This window comes from Paludisphaera soli, assembly GCF_011064595.1.
Classification (GTDB): Bacteria; Planctomycetota; Planctomycetia; order Isosphaerales; family Isosphaeraceae; genus Paludisphaera; species Paludisphaera soli.
Genome location: NZ_JAALJI010000039.1, coordinates 28,121 through 43,840, shown reverse-complemented (window position 1 = coordinate 43,840; position 15,720 = coordinate 28,121). Strand labels below are relative to the sequence as shown.

The window sequence follows — 15,720 nt, the reverse complement described above, 5'->3', positions numbered from 1 at the left end:
TAGCTCCGGGCGGGAGGTCGTCGCAACCGAGATTCTCGGCCTCGCGCCACTCGTCGTCGGTCTTGGAGATGCGGGTCGGCTAGACGCTGTACCCGTCGCCGTGTTCGGCGAGGTTCCGCCGGATGAAAGAGGTGAGGTTCGAGATCCGGATCTTGTGCGCGGGTTCACTCATGCCGTCTCCCCCTTCTCTGTTTCCAGCCCGCCTTTCAGGCCTTGCAGGAGAGCGGACCGGAGCCGCTGGTGCTCCGCCGTGCAGGCTGAAGAGTGGGGGGCAAACTTCAGAGGGAGCCGCTTTTCTGCTGGAGCGGCGTGGCTCTGCTTTCAGTTTTCCGATGAAAGGTTGAGGGCGGGGTGGCATGGGAAAGGGATAGATGGTGTCTTGGGCCTGCTCGCGATGCATGGGAGCATCATTCGGAGGGACGGGATGCAGGGGGTGTAATGGTTTTACCCTAAGTGCACCAAAGGCAAATCGGAGCGACTCGTCCTGACGAGGCAGGAGTGGCCCGTCAGTTGCCTTATCGAAGGCCGCAGCCGAAGACGCAGCGACAACGAACAGGGAGGACGGTGCCAGGCCCGTCCGGCACCGTTATCGCCATGCGAGTACTTCTCGTCGAGGACATGGACGACCTGCGCGAATCGTCCGCCTGGCTCCTCCAGTACGCCGGCTGCGAGGTGCTCGCGTCCCCGTCCGGGACCGACGCCCTAAGTCGGCTGGAGGGCTTCACGCCCGAGCTCGTGCTGACCGACTTCATGATGCCCCAGATGGACGGCATCGAACTCATCCGTCGGCTCGGTTCCATGCAGGGGCTCGACAGGGTGCCGAAGGTCATGGTGACGGCCGACTCCAGGCAAGACGTCGAACGCCTTGCTCGGGAGGCCGGTGCGACGGACGTCGTCATCAAGCCGGCGGACGTCCTCGATCTGCTGGCCCGGTATGGGAGTGGCGAGTTCCGCGTCGAGTGATCGGGCGACCGAACGGCCTCACGCCCTCTAGGTCCTGCCGGCCAGGCTGGCCATCACGGCCACCAGCTCCTCCGACTCGACCGGCTTGGCCGGAAGCCGGCGAAGAGCGCCTGCCTGCGGTCCTCCGCCCTGGCGAAGGCCGTGGGTGCCGCCGCCGGCAGCTCCCTGAACGACCGTTTAGCCCGCACCTGGCGGATGAAGTCGTAGCCGTCCTGCTCGGGCATCCCAACGCCGCTGACGATCTCGTCGGGGCGGAACGACTCGACGAGTTGGAGGGCTTCGCGCCCGAAGCGGCCTGCGCGACCTCGGCCTCGCAGTCCGTGAGCACGCTCTGGATCAGCTGCCGTGCGTCCGGCTCGTCGTCCAGGATCAGAACCCGGGCACCTTCGAGCAGGTGGTCCTTGCAGACTTGGTCGGCCTCGCTCCTCGGTTTCGGTCGCGAGTCGGCCGCCGGCTGCTCCGAGTCGACGACCGCTAAAGGCAGGGTCACGATGAAGGTCGAGCCACAGCCCTCGTCCGGGCTCTTGGCCCGCACCGAGCCGCCGTGCAGCTCGACCAGCTGCTTCACAATCGCGAGGCCCAGCCCAAGTCCGCCGTGGCGCCGCGTCGTGCCCGAGTCGGCCTGGCGGAAGCGGTCGGATACGTGCCGGCCAGCGAGTCGATCATCTTTTGGTGGCCCCCCTTGGCCATGGCCGCCGGCGTGGCCGAACGACCGCCGCCTCGACGACGTCCTGGGCCTTGACCCGCTACCTCCAGGCGGAAGTTGGCCGAGACGATCCGAGAGATGTCGAGCAGATCCTTAATGATCTGCACTTGGGCGGCCGCATTGCGCTCGATCACCGCCAGGCCTTCCCGCACGTGATCCTCGCTCACGCGGCCGGACCGCAGGATCTTGGCCCAGCCGAGTATGGAGCCCGGCGGCGTGCGCAGCTCGTGGCTGAGCTCGGCCAGGATCGGGCCTCGCCGCTCGCCGATCCCGGCCTCGACGTCGAGCGGGTCCGCGAGGCGGTCGCTCGCGCGGCGTGCGGACCATCGCGCCGCCGACGGGGCCGGCCGCCGGACTTTTCGTCGGCGGCGGCACATGAATCTGCGGTTGGCGCCGGTGAAATGGAAACACGGCTAAACGGCAGGGGGTAAAGGTCGACTCGATGATAGAACGCTATCAGGTCTCGGCGCAACGCGCCCGAATCGGGCCGTGCGAGGCCCGAGGCCTTCCCCGCCGTCATGAGATGCAACGTTCCAATCGTGCAAGATGGGGGCTCTGCTCGGCGGGACGGCCGCTCATCATCGGGACTCGCCGGCCACCCCCCCGGTGGAATCTCGACGACCACCCCTCCCTCGCTGAAAAGATGGATCCCCGAGCATCGTGCGGAGTCGATCCAAATCCACCGGCTTGGTGAGGTGTTCGTCGAATCCGACGTCCCGCGAGCGTGCCGAGTCCTCGGCCTGGCCGTATCCCGTCAGGGCGATCAGAACGGGGCCGGCCGAACCGAATTGATCTCGGACCCGCTCGGCGACCTGATAGCCGTCCATCCCCGGGAGGCCGATGTCGAGGAAAATCACGTCGAACGGCTGGGATGTCGCGACCGCGACCGCCGACGGGCCGTCGTGGGCGACGCTAACCTCGTCGTACCCCCAGAGCTTCAGACATTGGGCGAGGCTCCGCGCCGAATCGACGCTGTCGTCCACGACGAGGAGCCGCAGCCGCCGCCGCAGTTCGACCCCGAGGGGCTCGACCTCTCGCTCGGGCGTCGGCTCGACGTGCGAGTCCGCGGGCAGGCGTACGATGAACTCGCTGCCCTGGCCGAGCCCGCGGCTCTCGGCGCCGACGGTCCCCCCGTGCAGCTGGACCAAGCTGCGGACGAGCGTCAATCCGATGCCAAGGCCCCCCTGGGAACGTGCGAGCGAGCGGTCTTCCTGGGCGAAGAGGTCGAAGACCCTCGCGAGCATCGGGGCGTCCAGTCCGACGCCGTCGTCCCGCACGCGGATCACCGCCTCGCCCCCCTCGCGTGCGGCTGTGAGGGCGATCCGCCCGCCCGGGTCGGTATACTTGGCGGCGTTGTTCAGCAGGTTCGCAACGACCTGGGCCAGCCGGGTCGGATCGCCCACGAGCCAGACGGGCTCGGGCGGGAACGATGTGGCGAACTGGTGGCCGCCGCCTTCGATCAGGGGGCGTGCGGTCTCCACGGCCTGCGCCAGCACCGAGGCCAGCTCCACCGGGACCTTGCTCAGCTGGACGTTGCCCCGCGTGAATCGCGCGACGTCGAGCAGGTCGTCCAGCAGGCGGGACATGTGCTTGACCTGACGCGCCGCGATGTCCAGCGCCTCTTCCGACTCCGGCTGCTTGCCCCGCAGCATTCGGATCATCTGGAGCGCGTTGGAGATAGGGGCGAGGGGGTTGCGAAGTTCGTGGGCCAGCATCGCCAGGAACTCGTCCTTGCGCCTGTCGGCCGCCACCAACTCGTCGGCCCGCCGCCTCAGCTCCTCCTCCATGGACCTGCGGTCGGTCACGTCGGAGGCGATGCAGAGGCCCCCCTTGACGACCCCGGCCGCGTCGCGGATGGGGTCGATGGTGACGCGCAGCCATCGGTCGCCCAGCGTCAGCTCGACCTCCTCGCGGCGGCCGCTGTCGAGCATCCGCAGGAAGGGCGACCGATGTGCGGCGGGGGAGATGGACAGCAGGTCGTGGATCGAATCTCCAGCCAGGGCGTTCCAGGGCCTGCCCAGGATGCCCTCCATCGCCGCGTTGCACTGGACGGCCTTGCCGCTCCGGTCCAGCAAGAGGACGCCGTCGCTGACCGAGTCGAAGGTCGCCTGCCATTGCTTGGACGAGATGTGGGCGGCTTCCTCGGCCCTCCTGGTGCGCAGCAAGGCCCTCACCGTCGCCACCAGTTCGAGCGGCTCCAGGACGTCGGTCAGGTAGCCGTCGGCCCCGCCCTCCAGGCCGTAGATGCGATCCTCGATGTCGACGAAAGTCGTCGAGAGGTGGAGGACGGGGATCATGGCGGTGGCGGGGTCCTCCTTGATCCGGCGGCAGACCTCGAACCCGCTCAGGTCCGGCAGCTTGACGTCGAGGACGATCAAGGACGGCCTCTCGGCGACGAGGCGGAGGGCGTCGGTGCCGGTCTCGGCCTCGCGGATGGCGTACCCTGCCCTGCGGAGGATCTTCGTCACCGCGTGCCGTTTCGCCGCGTCGTCGTCGACGACCAGGATGGTTTCGGGCGGTTGAGCGGCCATGTCACCCCTCCGGGCCCGCGGGGTCCAGGTTCAAGCCGGCGTTGGCCAGGGCCTCCCGGATCGTCGCCGACGCCTCTTCCGCCGTCCCCGCGGACTTGGAGAGGATCATCGCGGTCTTTGGCGCGAGACGGCCGAGATCTCGGTCGTCGAGGACGCCCGAGGTGTTCAGGACGACGGGGATGTCCCTCGTCCCCTCGTCGGACTTCAGTCGCTCCAGGACCTCGAAACCGGTCATGTCCGGCATGAACAGGTCGAGGAAGATCGCGTCGGGCCGCTCGGCCCGGGCCCGCCGGAGGCCTTCCTCGCCGCTGGGCGCCTCGACGATCGCAAACCTCCCCTGGGCGTTCAAGAGCCCCTTCAACGCGTACCGGTCCGCCTCTTCGTCGTCGATGATCAGGATGGTGTCGAGAGGCCGGGCCGCCCCCAACGCCTCCAGGCGGCCCAGGAGCCAATCGCGGCCGATGGGCTTGAGGTGGAAATCGGCGGCCCCGAGCCCCATCGCGCGTTCCCTCCCGTCGAGGACGGACACGACGAAGATGGGGACTTCCCTGTTGGCCTCCGACCCTTTCATCTCGGCGAGCAAGCTCCACCCGCTTCCCGCATCCAAGACGACGTCGAGCAGCACGGCGACCGGGCGGACCCGATCGAGGACCCGACGAGCCTCGTCGAGGCTCCGCGCCGGGAGGACCTGGAAGCCGGAGCCCCGGAGGTGGTTCTCGTACAGCAGCAGGTCGACGGGGTCGTCCTCGACGACGAGGACGGGCCGGCGGGGCGGGGCCGTCCGCCATGTGTCTTCGTGCTTGACGTCGCCCTCGTCCGGCTCTTTGTAGGATCGCGGGATGACGGCGAAGAACGTCGAGCCGGCCCCCGGGTCGCTCCGCACGGAGACGCCGCCGCCCAGCAGCTCGGCGAGCTTGCGCGACAGAGGCAGGCCCAGCCCGGTCCCCTTGACCCGCTTCTGGACCGGCCCATCGACCTGGTTGAATTCCTCGAAGACCCGCCGCTGGTCCGCCGGGGCGATCCCGATCCCCGTGTCGGAGACCGTGAAGACGACGGTGCCCCCGGGGCCGACCTTCGCGCCCAGGCGGATCTCCCCGCGCTCGGTGAACTTCGCCGCGTTCGAGAGGAAGTTCCTGAGGATCTGTGCGACCTTCCCCTCGTCGGTGCGGAGCGGCGGGAGGCCGGCGGCCTCATCGACGATCAGCAACACGACCCCGGGGGCGAGCAGCGGCCTGGTCGTCCCCCGCAGGGTCTCGAACAGGTCGGCGACGTCGAACGTCTCGACCCGGACGACGGCCTTACCCGCCTCGACTTTCGCGAGGTCCAGCAGGTCGTTGACGAGGGCCGTCAGGGATTCCGCCGCCTTGCGGATGAAGCCGACCTCCGTCTCCTGCTCGGCCGTCAGCCGGCCGCTGCTGCCGTCGAGCAGGAACCCCGACATGCTCAGGATCGTGTTGAGCGGCGATCGGAACTCGTGGCTCATGTTGGACAGGAACCGGGACTTGAGCTCCGAGATCCGGCGCAGGTCCTTCGCGTTCTCGTCGAGCTCGGAGTAGAGGGCCACCACGCCGCGATTGGTCTCCTCCAGCTCGCGGGCGTGCAGCTCGGCGAGCTCGGCCTGCCGCTCCCGGAGCTCCTGCAAGGTGCGGAGCAACTCCTGGTTCTGGATCAGGAGTTCTTCCTGCAGCCCGAGGGGGGCGTTCCGGGCCAACTCGGCCGAGACCCGAGCCATTTCGGCCTGGCCCCACGGGGCCCTCCCGCGCGGCGAATCCTTGATCATCGTGACGGCGGCGCCGCGGTCGGTCGACTCGATCTCGAACCGGTCCATCAACCGCTTGGCCCCCAGGATGCCGACCCCGAGACCCGTCGGCGAGTCGTAGCGGCCGTCGAGGATGGCCTGCAGGTCCCGGATGCCCGGGCCCCGCTCCCTGACCCGGATCAGCATCCCCGGCGAAGCCCCCGTCTCGACCCGGAACTCGACCGTGCCGCCGCCCGCATACTGGAAGGCGTTGCGGGCGATCTCGGAGACGGCCGTGGCGATTCGCGTCTGGTCGAGCGGGGGGTAGCCCAGCAGCCCCGCGATCTGGCGGGCCCTCTGGCGGGCCGACACGACGTCGGGCTCCAGGCGGATCTCCACGGTCAGCAGGGGGAGGCTCATGGGCGGCCCGGCCCGCAATCCCGGGCTACCACGACGGTCGCGTCGTCCCGGGGCCGCCGAAAATCCCGGTGGAGCGTCCCGGCGATCAGGCCGGGGTGCTTCGCGGACAGGCCCGCGTAACGGTCTAGGCGCCACTGGGTGGCCACGCCGTCCGAGTGCATGATCAGCGTCGAGCCGGGGGTCCAGGGGTAGACGAACTCCTGGATCTTGCGGACCGTGTGCCCCACGGTGCCGTTGTGGGACACCATGCTCGTCCTCCCGGCCTCGTCGACGGAGCCGTAGATGACGCCCGAGATGTTTCCCACCCCGGCGAACCGGACCTCCCCCCGCTCGCGGTCGATCCGCGCGACGGCGAGCGCGGCCCCGCGCGTGCCGCCGAGGGCCGCGTGGGCCGCCTTGAGGACTTCCGCCGGTTCGAGCCGGGCCGCCGCCTCCGCGAAGCTCCCGACGGCCTTGCGCGCGGCTTCCGCGGCCTGCGGGCCGTGGCCCAGCCCATCCACCACCAGCACGAGGGCCCGGCCCTCGTCGCCGTCGATCGCCCAGCAATCGCCGCAGACCTCCTCGCCCGCCAGGGGGACGCTGACGGCCCCGAATTCCAGCCCCGCGAACGACGAGGCCCCGGGGGAGGCCCCCGCCCAGAGTCGCGACAACGCGGCCGTGCCGAGCTCGGGCAGCGAGTGGACGTCGAAAGTCCCCGAGAGGCGGGACATGGCCCCCAGCCCCGTCCCGGGCGAGCCGGCGGTCGAATATCCGTCCGACATGCAGCGATCGACGTCCGCCATGCCGGGCCCTCGATCCAGGGCCAGGATCTCCACCCCGCCGAACTCCCCGGCCTCGATCCCCTGGATGAGGATCTCGCCGCCCGTCGCGTGCTTCGACAGGTTCGTCGCCGCCTCCGTCGCCACGATGGCCACCCGGCCGCGCCCGGTCTCGCCGAAGCCGAGGCTCCCCGCCAGCGCGGTCGCCGCCCGCCTGGCCTCGCCGACCATGCTGGCGTCGTCGATCGCCAGCGCGAACGGCCGGCCCGCCGTCGTGATCACTTCCACCTCGTGATGGTGACGCGGGTCCCCTCGCCGACTCGCGAGACGATGTCGAATTCGTTGACCAGCCGTTTGGATCCGCTCAGGCCCATCCCCATCCCCTTGCCGGTGGTGTATCCGTCCGTCAGGGCCTTCTCCAGGTCGACGATGCCGGGCCCCTGGTCCTCGAAGATCAGCCTCAAGCCGCGTCTGCCCCCCGACTCGACCGCCTCCAGGCGGACGGTCCCCCCGCCGCCGTAGTCAAGCGTGTTCCGCGCCAACTCGCTGGCGGCCGTGATTATCTTGGTCTGGTCGACCAGCCCGAAGCCGAGCTCGGTCGACCACTTCCGCACCGCTTGACGCACCAGCACCACGTGATCCGACGCCCGGATCTCCATGATCTCATCTTTCGACACCACCATCGTCGGCCTCCGCGAGCCGCCGCCGCGTCGCGGCCCGGAGGAGGCCCATGCCCTTCTCGACGTCGAGCGCCGTGCGAACGCCGGCGAGCGAGAGCCCGAGCTCCACCAGGGTGATGGCGACGGCGGGTCGCATGCCGACCACGACCGTCTCGGCGTCGAGCACGCGCGACATCCCCGCGATGTCGCCGATCATCCGGCCGATGAAGGAATCGACCATGTCGAGCGACGAGATGTCGATCAGGACCCCGTGGGCCCCCGTCTGGGCGATCATGGTCGTGAGCTCGTCCTGCAGAGTCGTCACGAGGCGGTCGTGCATGTCGACCTGGATCGTGACCAGGAGGAATCCGCCCATCCTGAGGATCGGGATGCGTTCCATCGGGACGGACTCCTTCAGGAACCGGCCCGGACGCGGCGGACGGCCCGCCCGGTCCGTTCCAGGGCGACGGCTAGCGCGTCGGCCAGCGAGGCCTTGGTCGTGACGTCGCCCAGGTCCACGCCCAGGTGGACTATGGTCTGCGCGATCTGCGGGCGGATGCCGCTGATGATGCACTCGGCGCCCATCAACCGGGCGGCGGTCACCGTCTTGAGGAGGTGCTGGGCGGTGAGAGTGTCGACGGTCGGGACCCCGGTGATGTCGATGATGGCGATGCTCGACGCCGTGTCGACGATCTTCTGCAGGAGGGACTCCATGACGACCTGGGTCCGGGCGCTGTCGAGAGTGCCGATCATGGGGAGGGCCAGGATCCCCTCCCAGAGCGTCACGACCGGGGTGGACAGTTCGAGCATCTCCTGCTGCTGCCGCGCGATGATCTCCTCGCGGGCCTTCTGGTGGACCTCGGTCGTGTACAGCCCGAGGCCGTCGAGCAGCACGGTGGCCGCCAGGGTGGCCTCGGCCATGGCCTCGCCGTCCTTGGAGAGGTCCCGCCGGATGCGGGCGAACAGCGGCTTCTTGAGGGAGAACACGAAGGACGCGGTCTCCGACGGGGTGAACCCCTGGAGCCCCCGCGAGCGGGAGAGGTTCGCGAGCAGATCGCGCACCGGGTTCCATCGGGGCCCTCGGACGTCGAGGTCGCCACCGCCTTGGAGGGCCTCGATGACCAGCCCGAGGAACTCCTTGCACTGATCCCGAAGCTCGACCTCCTTGATCGCGCCGGTCCTCCGCGCCGAGCCGGCCGTCTGCTCCTTGATCCAGTCGGCCTGGAGGTCGGCCTCGTGTTTCGAGAGGACTTCGGAGAGTCCCTTCCCGTTGTCGCTCATCGTCAACCGGCTCCTGGCGAAACGAGGGGCGTCAACGCATCGTCCCATCTCCGCGGCGGCGGCCGTCCAAGGCTGCCGGCTTTGATGGCGCGTTCGGCGACGTCCCAAACCACTGACATGGCCGCTCGAACGGTGCGGCGAAGGCCGGCCTCGTCGCTCGGCCCATCCGACGCCCGCCGAACATCGTTTGTTCGGCGCTCCACGAGCGGAGAGCGATTGTACGATCTGCAGCAGATCGAGTCCAGGACCACGGTCGAGCAGGGCCCGCGTTCGAGGCTTTTCCCTAATCACCTGGATCGCTCGATCGGCGAGAGCGGACGCCGGCCGTGTCGGAGCAGGATCGCGACGACGGCGGGCCTGTCCGGGAGGCCGCCTGGCGCCGCCCGCGCGGCGTCGGCTAGACTCGGGCCGTCGCCATCGACCGGGAGACGATCGCCATGCCAGTCGTCCGCAGTTCGTGGATCATGATCTTCGGAGTCGCGTTGCTCCCGACGGGCGACCCGCCCGCCGCCGCCCAGGAGGTCACGTCTTCTTACTCGGAGAGATATCGCCCGCAGTACCACTTCTCGCCGCGCTCCGGCTGGATCGGCGACCCCTGCGGGCTGGTGCATCACAAGGGGGTCTACCACCTGTTCTGGTGGGGCCACGCGACCTCGAAGGACCTCGTCCACTGGGACGAGCGCCCCTACCCGCTGGCGGACGGCGCCCCGGGCCTCCTGAAGACGACCGGGAGCGCCGTGATCGACGAGGCGGACACCGCCGGCTTCGGGCGCCCGGGCGAGCCGGCGATGGTCGCCGTCTACACGCTCGACCACGGCCCCGCCCGGCTCCAGACCCAGTGCCTGTCGTCCAGCACCGACTTCGAGACCTTCAAGTTCTACGAGGGCAACCCGGTCCTCGACATTCAGAGCCCGGCCTTCCGCGACCCGGACGTCTTCTGGCACGAGCCGACGCGCCGCTGGGTCATGGTCATCGCCCTCCCGGAAGAGCGCAAGGTCCGCTTCTACGCCTCGCCCGACCTCAAGTCGTGGACGCCGCTGAGCGACTTCGGCCCCCTCGGAGCCCGCGAGCAGATCTGGGAGGTGCCCAACCTCATCCGCCTGCCGCTCGACGGCGACCGCTCGCGGATGAAGTGGGTGCTGGTCTGCGGCATGGGGCCGAACAAGGAGCAGTTCTTCGTCGGCGAGTTCGACGGGACGCGGTTCACGCCGGACGAGGCCCAGCGGGCGTTCCTGAAGGATGGGGCCGGCGTCCCGGGCGAGGTGTTCGCCGACTTCGAGGCCGACGGCTACGCGGGCTGGACGGCCGAGGGGGACGCCTTCGGGGCCGGGCCCGACGTCGGCGCCCCGCCCCTGGCCGGGTACCTGGGCAGGCGCCTGGTCTCGACGCGGAGGGCCGGGCCGGAGGCGACTGGCTCGCTGACCTCGCCGGAGTTCACGCTCGCCCACGGCTGCATCAACTTCCTGATCGGCGGCGGGGACCACCCGGGCGAGACCGGCCTGCAGCTCCTCGTGGACGGCGAGGTCGTCCGCGAGGCGACGGGACGGGACAGCGACGCCCTGACCTGGTCGGGCTGGGACGTATCCGCGTTGAAGGGGAATCGGGCGCGGCTGCGGGTCGTCGACCGGCATCGGGGCGACTGGGGCAACGTCACGCTGGATCACGTGGTCTACTCGGACGTGCTCCTGGACCACGGCCGCGAGCAGGCGAGCTGGATCGACTGGGGGCCGGACTACTACGCCCTGCGCGCCTGGCGGGACTTCGGCGAGCGGGAGGACCGGACGGTGTGGCTCGGCTGGATGGGGAACTGGGAGTACGCCCAGAAGGTCCCCACCTCCTGGGGCAGGGGGGCCGAGGCCCTCCCCCGCGAGGTCGAGCTGGCGACCGCCCCGGGAGGCTACGCGATCCGCCAGCGACCCATCCCCGAGCTGGCCTCGCTGCGTCGGGAAGCGTTCGAGATCCGCGATCGGCCGCTGCGCGGCGGGGGCGAGGATCTCGGCTTCCGCCCGTCCCGCAATTGCTACGAGATCGAGGCGTCGTTCGCCTGGGACGGGCCCGGCGCCGCCGTCGGATTCGACCTTTGCATCGGCGGCGACGCCCGGACGACGGTGGGCTTCGACGCCCGGACGTCGACCGTCTACCTCGACCGTCGGCGTTCCGGCGAGGCGGGGTTCGACCCGCGGTTCGCCCGCCGCGTCTCCGCGCCGCACGCGCCGTCCGGCCGCGAGATCAGGCTGCGGATCTTCCTCGACCAATCCTCGGTGGAGGTCTTCGTCGACGACGGCGGGACGACCCTGACGGCCCTGATCTTCCCCGACCCGGCGAACCGCGGCGTGGAGGCCTTCTCGCGTGGCGCCCCCGCGATGCTCAAGCACTTCCGTGCGTGGGAGCTCGAATCGATCTGGAAGACGCCGGGGCCCGCGCTCCGGTGATGAGGCTTCCATCCTCCGGATCGCGGCGCGGGCCGTGGAACGACGTCGACGGCCTTGGCGTCGGGGGAACATGAGCGAGTCGGATGGCCGTCGACGGAGAGCGTCGGTCGTGGGAAGTCCAATTCCAAACTTCGATTAACGTCAATCAGCAGACCATCTTCGTCCCGCCGCCAGCGGGCCCCTGCGCGACATCCCGCGGGTCGAATCGGCATGGCTGAAGGAGGGCTTCGGTGGGCGTGGTTCGTTGGCGGATGTCGAGGCCGAGGCGGCCAGGCTCGCGGGTGCGGAATCCGCGAGAGCTCCTCTAACCCCACGGCCGGGCGGGACCACGCGACGATCGGTCGGGCTCGCGGCGAGGACGGCGTGGAGCATGACCGACCCGTCGCATCGGACGGGAGGGCTTTGTTCGTCCGGCGTCTTCACGACCCCCGGACGCGCCGGCGGCGGCGTCCGCCCTCGGTCGAGCTTGCGCCGCCGGACGGTCCCCGGCCCTCGGCGGGGGGGGGAAGGGACGATATCGGCCGTATGGTCGTGCACGCCGGGGGGCTGGGCCGGCGCCTCGTGCGCCCTCTCGCCCGGCGTCGCGACGACCGGCGGCATCCGTCGCAGCCGCGCCAGCGCCTCGATGGCGCCGGCGTAGCGGCGGCCGACTGCCGCCTCGTCATGCGGTCCCGGCCCTCGGCCGTCCGGCCCCCCGGCCGGGCGGCGGCCAGGTCGGCGTGGCGGACCTGCAGCCAGCAGGCGACGACCCGGTCGACCAGCAGCCGCTCCAGGGGCGAAGGGGCCGGCCCGATCAGCTCGCGCCTCAGGTCGGCCGCCCTGCGAGCGAACACCTCGGCCAGCGCCGCGTCCGGCCCGGCGAGCTCGCCGATCCAGGTCCTCTCGACGTGCGCGGCCGGGTCGCCCAGCCTCCGCCAGACCTCGGGCCGGCGGTCGAGCGCCGCCCGCAGCTCTGGCATGGCTCCCGCATCTTTGCCGGCGGCGCGCCGCAGCAGATCGCGGATCTCGTCGAGTTCGACGGTCGGGACGGCCTGCGGATTCTCGGTTTCGTTTATTTTCGTCATGACTCCTCCGGACTCCCGGACGGCCTCGCACGCCGCGGTGCAGGCCAGGTCCAGCTCGACCATCGCCTCGTCCAGCTCGGCCAGTCTGACGCGTCCGGCCTCGCGGGCCTCGGCGACCAGATGGGCCGCCAGCTGCCTGAGCGGCCCCGAGCCGTAAGCGTCCTCGACCCACTGTCCCCGCCCGCGCCGGCGGCCGCCCCCACCGGCTGCGTCGATCTCCGACCTTACGGTCGCGCCCCCGGGAGAGCGTCCGCCCCAGGCCGTCGAACCGCCGCTCGGAGGGTCCCGGTCTTCATGAGGTAGAAACTGCCGTATGCGGACGAGGGGTACGTTCTCGGGGGACGATCCCTCGCCCACGGATCCTGAACCGGGAACCGCCAGGCCAGTCTCTTCACTCCGGCGTCGCAGCACGTCGGACAGGCGGTCGATGGAGGGAGAAAAGCTCGTTGAGCGTCTGCAGGTCGACGGGCTTCGTGAGGTGGGCGTCCATCCCCGCCTCGCGGGATCGACGTCGGTCCTCCTCCTGGCCGTATCCGGTCAACGCGACGATCATCGCCCGGTCCAGGCCCGAAGCCCGAAGCCGCCTGGCCACCTCGTAGCCGTCCATGCCCGGCAGCCCGATGTCCAGCAACACCACGTCCGGCGGCCGGGAGCCCGCCCGCTCCAGGGCGGCCGGCCCGTCGTGGGCCGCCTCGACGCGGTGGCCGCTCGACTCAAGGAGCCGGGCCAGGGTCAGCGCGGCGTCGGCGTTGTCGTCCACGATCAGCACGAACTTCGGCCCGGCGGCGCCCCGCCCGCCGGGGCCGGAGGGCGGCGATCCCTCGTCCTGCGTCGAGCCCCCCTCTCGGAACGCCCGGATGGGCAGGCGGACGACGAACTCGCTGCCCCGGCCGACGCCGGGGCTGCCGGCGGAGACTTCGCCGCCATGGAGCTGCACCAGGCGCCGGACCAGCGTCAGGCCGACGCCCAGCCCCCCCTGGCTGCGGTCCAAGGAGCGCCCCGCCTGCGTGAACAGGTCGAAGATCCGCGGCAGGAGCTCCGGCTCGATGCCGACGCCCGAGTCCTGCACCCGGACCACCGCGTCCTCCCCCTCGCGTCGCGCCTCGACCGCGATCAGGCCCCCCGGCTCGGTGTACTTGGCGGCGTTGTTCAACAGGTTGACCAGGATCTGTTCCAACCGGGCCGCGTCCGCCTCCAGGGGGATCGGCTCCTCGGGCAGCGTGATCGTCAGCTCGTGCCGACGGGATTCGATCAGCGGCCGCGCGGTCTCGGCGGCGTGGGCGACGGCCTCGCGCAGGTCGACGACCCCTCGACGCAGCTCGATCTTGCCCGTGCTGATCCGCGAGACGTCCAGCAGGTCGTCGACCAGACGCACCAGATGCCGAGCCTGACGCTCCGCGACGTCCCGGAGGGGGCCGGCACCCGGCCCGAGCATTTGCAGCGCGTGCAGCAAAGGCGAGAGCGGGTTGCGAAGCTCGTGCGCCAACATGGCGAGGAACTCCCCCTTTCGCCGGTCGTCGTCGCGAATGGCCCGGTAGAGTCGGGCGTTGTCGATCGCGTCGCCCGCCTGGCGGGCGTAGAGCTCGACGAGGCGGGTCTCGCGCCCGGTGGGACGGTGGGGCGATGAGAAGTAGGCGGCGATGCTACCCACATGCACGCCGCCGCTGGTCAGCAGCGGCGTGAGGACCGCGTCGACGTCGCCCTCGGGCCGCTCGGCCGGCCGGTGGGGTGCGGCGCACGGAGGTGAGTTCGCCGCGCCGGCCGCCGGAGCGGTGAGGCCGTCGTCAAGCCCCTCGGCCGTGAAGCCCATGCTGACCGCCGTCGCCGCGGCGTCCCGGTCGGCGTCCCTGAGCGTCAGGACGCCCCGCTCGGATCCGCGGAGCGCCAAGACCGCGGACAGGACCTCCTCCAGGACGGACGTCAACTCCAGGCTGGTGGACAGGCGGGCCACCAGGGCGTGCAGCCGCATCATGTCGGCCAACTGGGCCGCCAGCTCGTCGCGGACCGCCGCCAGCTCGTCCTCGTCGCGTCGGCGTTGGACGGCCGCCGCCAGCACGTTGGCGACGGATTGCAGGAAGTGGACGTCGTCCCGGGCGAAGGTCCTCGCGCCGTCGCTGAACACGCCCAAAGTGCCGTACGGCCCTTCTCGCCCCTGGATGGGGACGCACAAGCCGGCCGCGACGCCGTGGTCGCGGAGGAGCGGCGACGGGGCGAAGCGGCTCTCGGCCTGAAGGTCCTCGGCGACCACCGGTTCCCCCGTCAGAAGGGTGAATCCCGCGATCGACCCCGCACCGGCGCCGAGGACGGCCCGTTCCGCATTCCCCGCCGCCCAGCCGAAGCCGGCCCTCACGATCTGGAAATCCCGCCCGGGGGCGGCCTCCGCGACGTAGGCGTACCGAACTCCGAATATCCCCGCCACCTGGGCGACCGCCTCGTTCATCAGGCCGGCCGGGCCCGCGCCCGCCAGGGCCTGGTGGCCCAATTCGGAGACGATCGCCTGCTGGGCGGCCCGGGCGCGGAGGTCCGTCTCGGCCCGCGTGAGTTCGGAGACCGTGCGCGCCAACGCCCCGGCCGCCTCCCGCTCTCGGGCCGCCTCCGCCCGGAGCCTCTCGACCTCCCAGCGGCCCCGTTCCTCGGCCAACGCGCGGTCGTGCTCCCGACGCTGGTTCTCGACCAGCTCGGCCGCCTGACGCCTGACCTGGTCGGTCTTCTGGTGCAGCTCGACGAACACGGCCACCTTGGATCGCAGCACCGCCGGCACGATCGGCTTCGAGAGGAAGTCGACCGCCCCGAGGGCGTATCCCTGGAAGGCCTGCCCCTCGGTGTTCTGGAAGGCCGTCAGGAAGATGATCGGCGTGTGGCTGGAGCGGTCGCGTCGGCGGATCAGCTCGGCCGCCTCGAAACCATCCATGCCGGGCATCTGGACGTCCATCAGGATGACGGCGAAATCCCCGTCCAGGACCTGACGCAGGGCCTCCTCGCCCGATCCGGCCCGCGCCAGGTCCAGCCCCATGCCGCCCAGGACGGCCTCCAGGGCGAGCAGGTTCTTGGGCAGGTCGTCGACTAGCAAAACGCGGGTCGCGCCGCCGGCCCCTGGATCTCCCAACCCAGGGGCCGTTCCTTCGATTCGGCCGGAATCGGCCCGCCTCCCGGGCCCGTCTGGCGTGC

The 15,720-nt window shown here is 70.7% G+C and carries 11 protein-coding genes and 2 pseudogenes; 2 read left to right on the top strand and 11 right to left on the bottom strand.

The window, feature by feature from the left end; genetic code table 11:
* Positions 1–594 precede the first annotated feature (594 nt).
* Positions 595–963 carry a response regulator gene (locus G6O68_RS29045; RefSeq protein ID WP_165252773.1) on the top strand — a complete coding sequence of 123 codons (369 nt, stop codon included), beginning with the start codon at positions 595–597 and terminating at the stop codon, positions 961–963.
* A gap of 53 nt (positions 964–1,016) precedes the next feature.
* On the opposite strand, the gene G6O68_RS33085 is transcribed toward G6O68_RS29045, so the two are convergent.
* From G6O68_RS33085 to G6O68_RS29005, 9 genes and pseudogenes are all read right to left on the bottom strand, one after another.
* Positions 1,017–1,187, bottom strand: coding sequence for a hypothetical protein (locus tag G6O68_RS33085; protein ID WP_240911552.1), 171 nt, complete (start codon positions 1,185–1,187; stop codon positions 1,017–1,019).
* 308 nt (positions 1,188–1,495) lie between these two features.
* Positions 1,496–1,591: pseudogene (locus tag G6O68_RS33700) on the bottom strand (ATP-binding protein); the annotation flags it as partial.
* A 158-nt stretch (positions 1,592–1,749) separates the two neighbouring features.
* Positions 1,750–2,046: pseudogene (locus G6O68_RS33695) on the bottom strand (histidine kinase dimerization/phospho-acceptor domain-containing protein); the annotation flags it as partial.
* A 201-nt stretch (positions 2,047–2,247) separates the two neighbouring features.
* On the bottom strand, positions 2,248–4,200 hold the full coding sequence (locus G6O68_RS29030; RefSeq protein ID WP_165252771.1) for a hybrid sensor histidine kinase/response regulator: 1,953 nt from the start codon (positions 4,198–4,200) through the stop codon (positions 2,248–2,250).
* Position 4,201: 1 nt separating this feature from the next.
* The gene (locus G6O68_RS29025) at positions 4,202–6,358 is read right to left on the bottom strand and encodes an ATP-binding protein (protein WP_165252769.1); all 2,157 of its coding nucleotides are present in this window, start codon (positions 6,356–6,358) and stop codon (positions 4,202–4,204) included.
* Positions 6,355–7,347 (bottom strand): ATP-binding SpoIIE family protein phosphatase, encoded by a 993-nt coding sequence (locus tag G6O68_RS29020; RefSeq protein ID WP_165252790.1) that lies wholly within the window; start codon positions 7,345–7,347, stop codon positions 6,355–6,357. The genes G6O68_RS29025 and G6O68_RS29020 overlap by 4 nt, the downstream gene beginning before the upstream one ends.
* A 47-nt stretch (positions 7,348–7,394) precedes the next feature.
* Positions 7,395–7,799, bottom strand: a complete 405-nt coding sequence (locus tag G6O68_RS29015; protein WP_206108244.1) for an anti-sigma regulatory factor — start codon at positions 7,797–7,799, stop codon at positions 7,395–7,397.
* Positions 7,780–8,175 (bottom strand): STAS domain-containing protein, encoded by a 396-nt coding sequence (locus tag G6O68_RS29010; RefSeq protein WP_165252768.1) that lies wholly within the window; start codon positions 8,173–8,175, stop codon positions 7,780–7,782. Before G6O68_RS29010 ends, G6O68_RS29015 begins: the two co-directional genes overlap by 20 nt.
* 14 nt (positions 8,176–8,189) lie before the next feature.
* The gene (locus G6O68_RS29005) at positions 8,190–9,056 is read right to left on the bottom strand and encodes an STAS domain-containing protein (protein WP_165252767.1); all 867 of its coding nucleotides are present in this window, start codon (positions 9,054–9,056) and stop codon (positions 8,190–8,192) included.
* Positions 9,057–9,493: 437 nt separating this feature from the next.
* On the opposite strand from G6O68_RS29005, the gene G6O68_RS29000 reads away from it, so the two are divergent.
* Positions 9,494–11,488 carry a glycoside hydrolase family 32 protein gene (locus G6O68_RS29000; RefSeq protein WP_165252765.1) on the top strand — a complete coding sequence of 665 codons (1,995 nt, stop codon included), beginning with the start codon at positions 9,494–9,496 and terminating at the stop codon, positions 11,486–11,488.
* A gap of 419 nt (positions 11,489–11,907) precedes the next feature.
* On the opposite strand, the gene G6O68_RS28995 is transcribed toward G6O68_RS29000, so the two are convergent.
* Positions 11,908–12,615 (bottom strand): hypothetical protein, encoded by a 708-nt coding sequence (locus tag G6O68_RS28995; protein WP_165252763.1) that lies wholly within the window; start codon positions 12,613–12,615, stop codon positions 11,908–11,910.
* Positions 12,616–12,943: 328 nt separating this feature from the next.
* Positions 12,944–15,658: a hybrid sensor histidine kinase/response regulator gene (locus G6O68_RS32530; protein WP_240911550.1), complete on the bottom strand. Its 2,715-nt coding sequence runs from the start codon at positions 15,656–15,658 to the stop codon at positions 12,944–12,946.
* Positions 15,659–15,720: the final 62 nt, after the last annotated feature.

Coding starts and splice junctions, on each gene's coding strand:
- G6O68_RS29045 (WP_165252773.1), top strand. CDS start 595: ATGCGAGTACTTCTCGTCGAGGACATGGACGACCTGCGCGAATCGTCC.
- G6O68_RS33085 (WP_240911552.1), bottom strand. CDS start 1,187: ATGCCCGAGCAGGACGGCTACGACTTCATCCGCCAGGTGCGGGCTAAA.
- G6O68_RS29030 (WP_165252771.1), bottom strand. CDS start 4,200: ATGGCCGCTCAACCGCCCGAAACCATCCTGGTCGTCGACGACGACGCG.
- G6O68_RS29025 (WP_165252769.1), bottom strand. CDS start 6,358: ATGAGCCTCCCCCTGCTGACCGTGGAGATCCGCCTGGAGCCCGACGTC.
- G6O68_RS29020 (WP_165252790.1), bottom strand. CDS start 7,347: ATGGTCGGCGAGGCCAGGCGGGCGGCGACCGCGCTGGCGGGGAGCCTC.
- G6O68_RS29015 (WP_206108244.1), bottom strand. CDS start 7,799: ATGGTGGTGTCGAAAGATGAGATCATGGAGATCCGGGCGTCGGATCAC.
- G6O68_RS29010 (WP_165252768.1), bottom strand. CDS start 8,175: ATGGAACGCATCCCGATCCTCAGGATGGGCGGATTCCTCCTGGTCACG.
- G6O68_RS29005 (WP_165252767.1), bottom strand. CDS start 9,056: ATGAGCGACAACGGGAAGGGACTCTCCGAAGTCCTCTCGAAACACGAG.
- G6O68_RS29000 (WP_165252765.1), top strand. CDS start 9,494: ATGCCAGTCGTCCGCAGTTCGTGGATCATGATCTTCGGAGTCGCGTTG.
- G6O68_RS28995 (WP_165252763.1), bottom strand. CDS start 12,615: ATGGTCGAGCTGGACCTGGCCTGCACCGCGGCGTGCGAGGCCGTCCGG.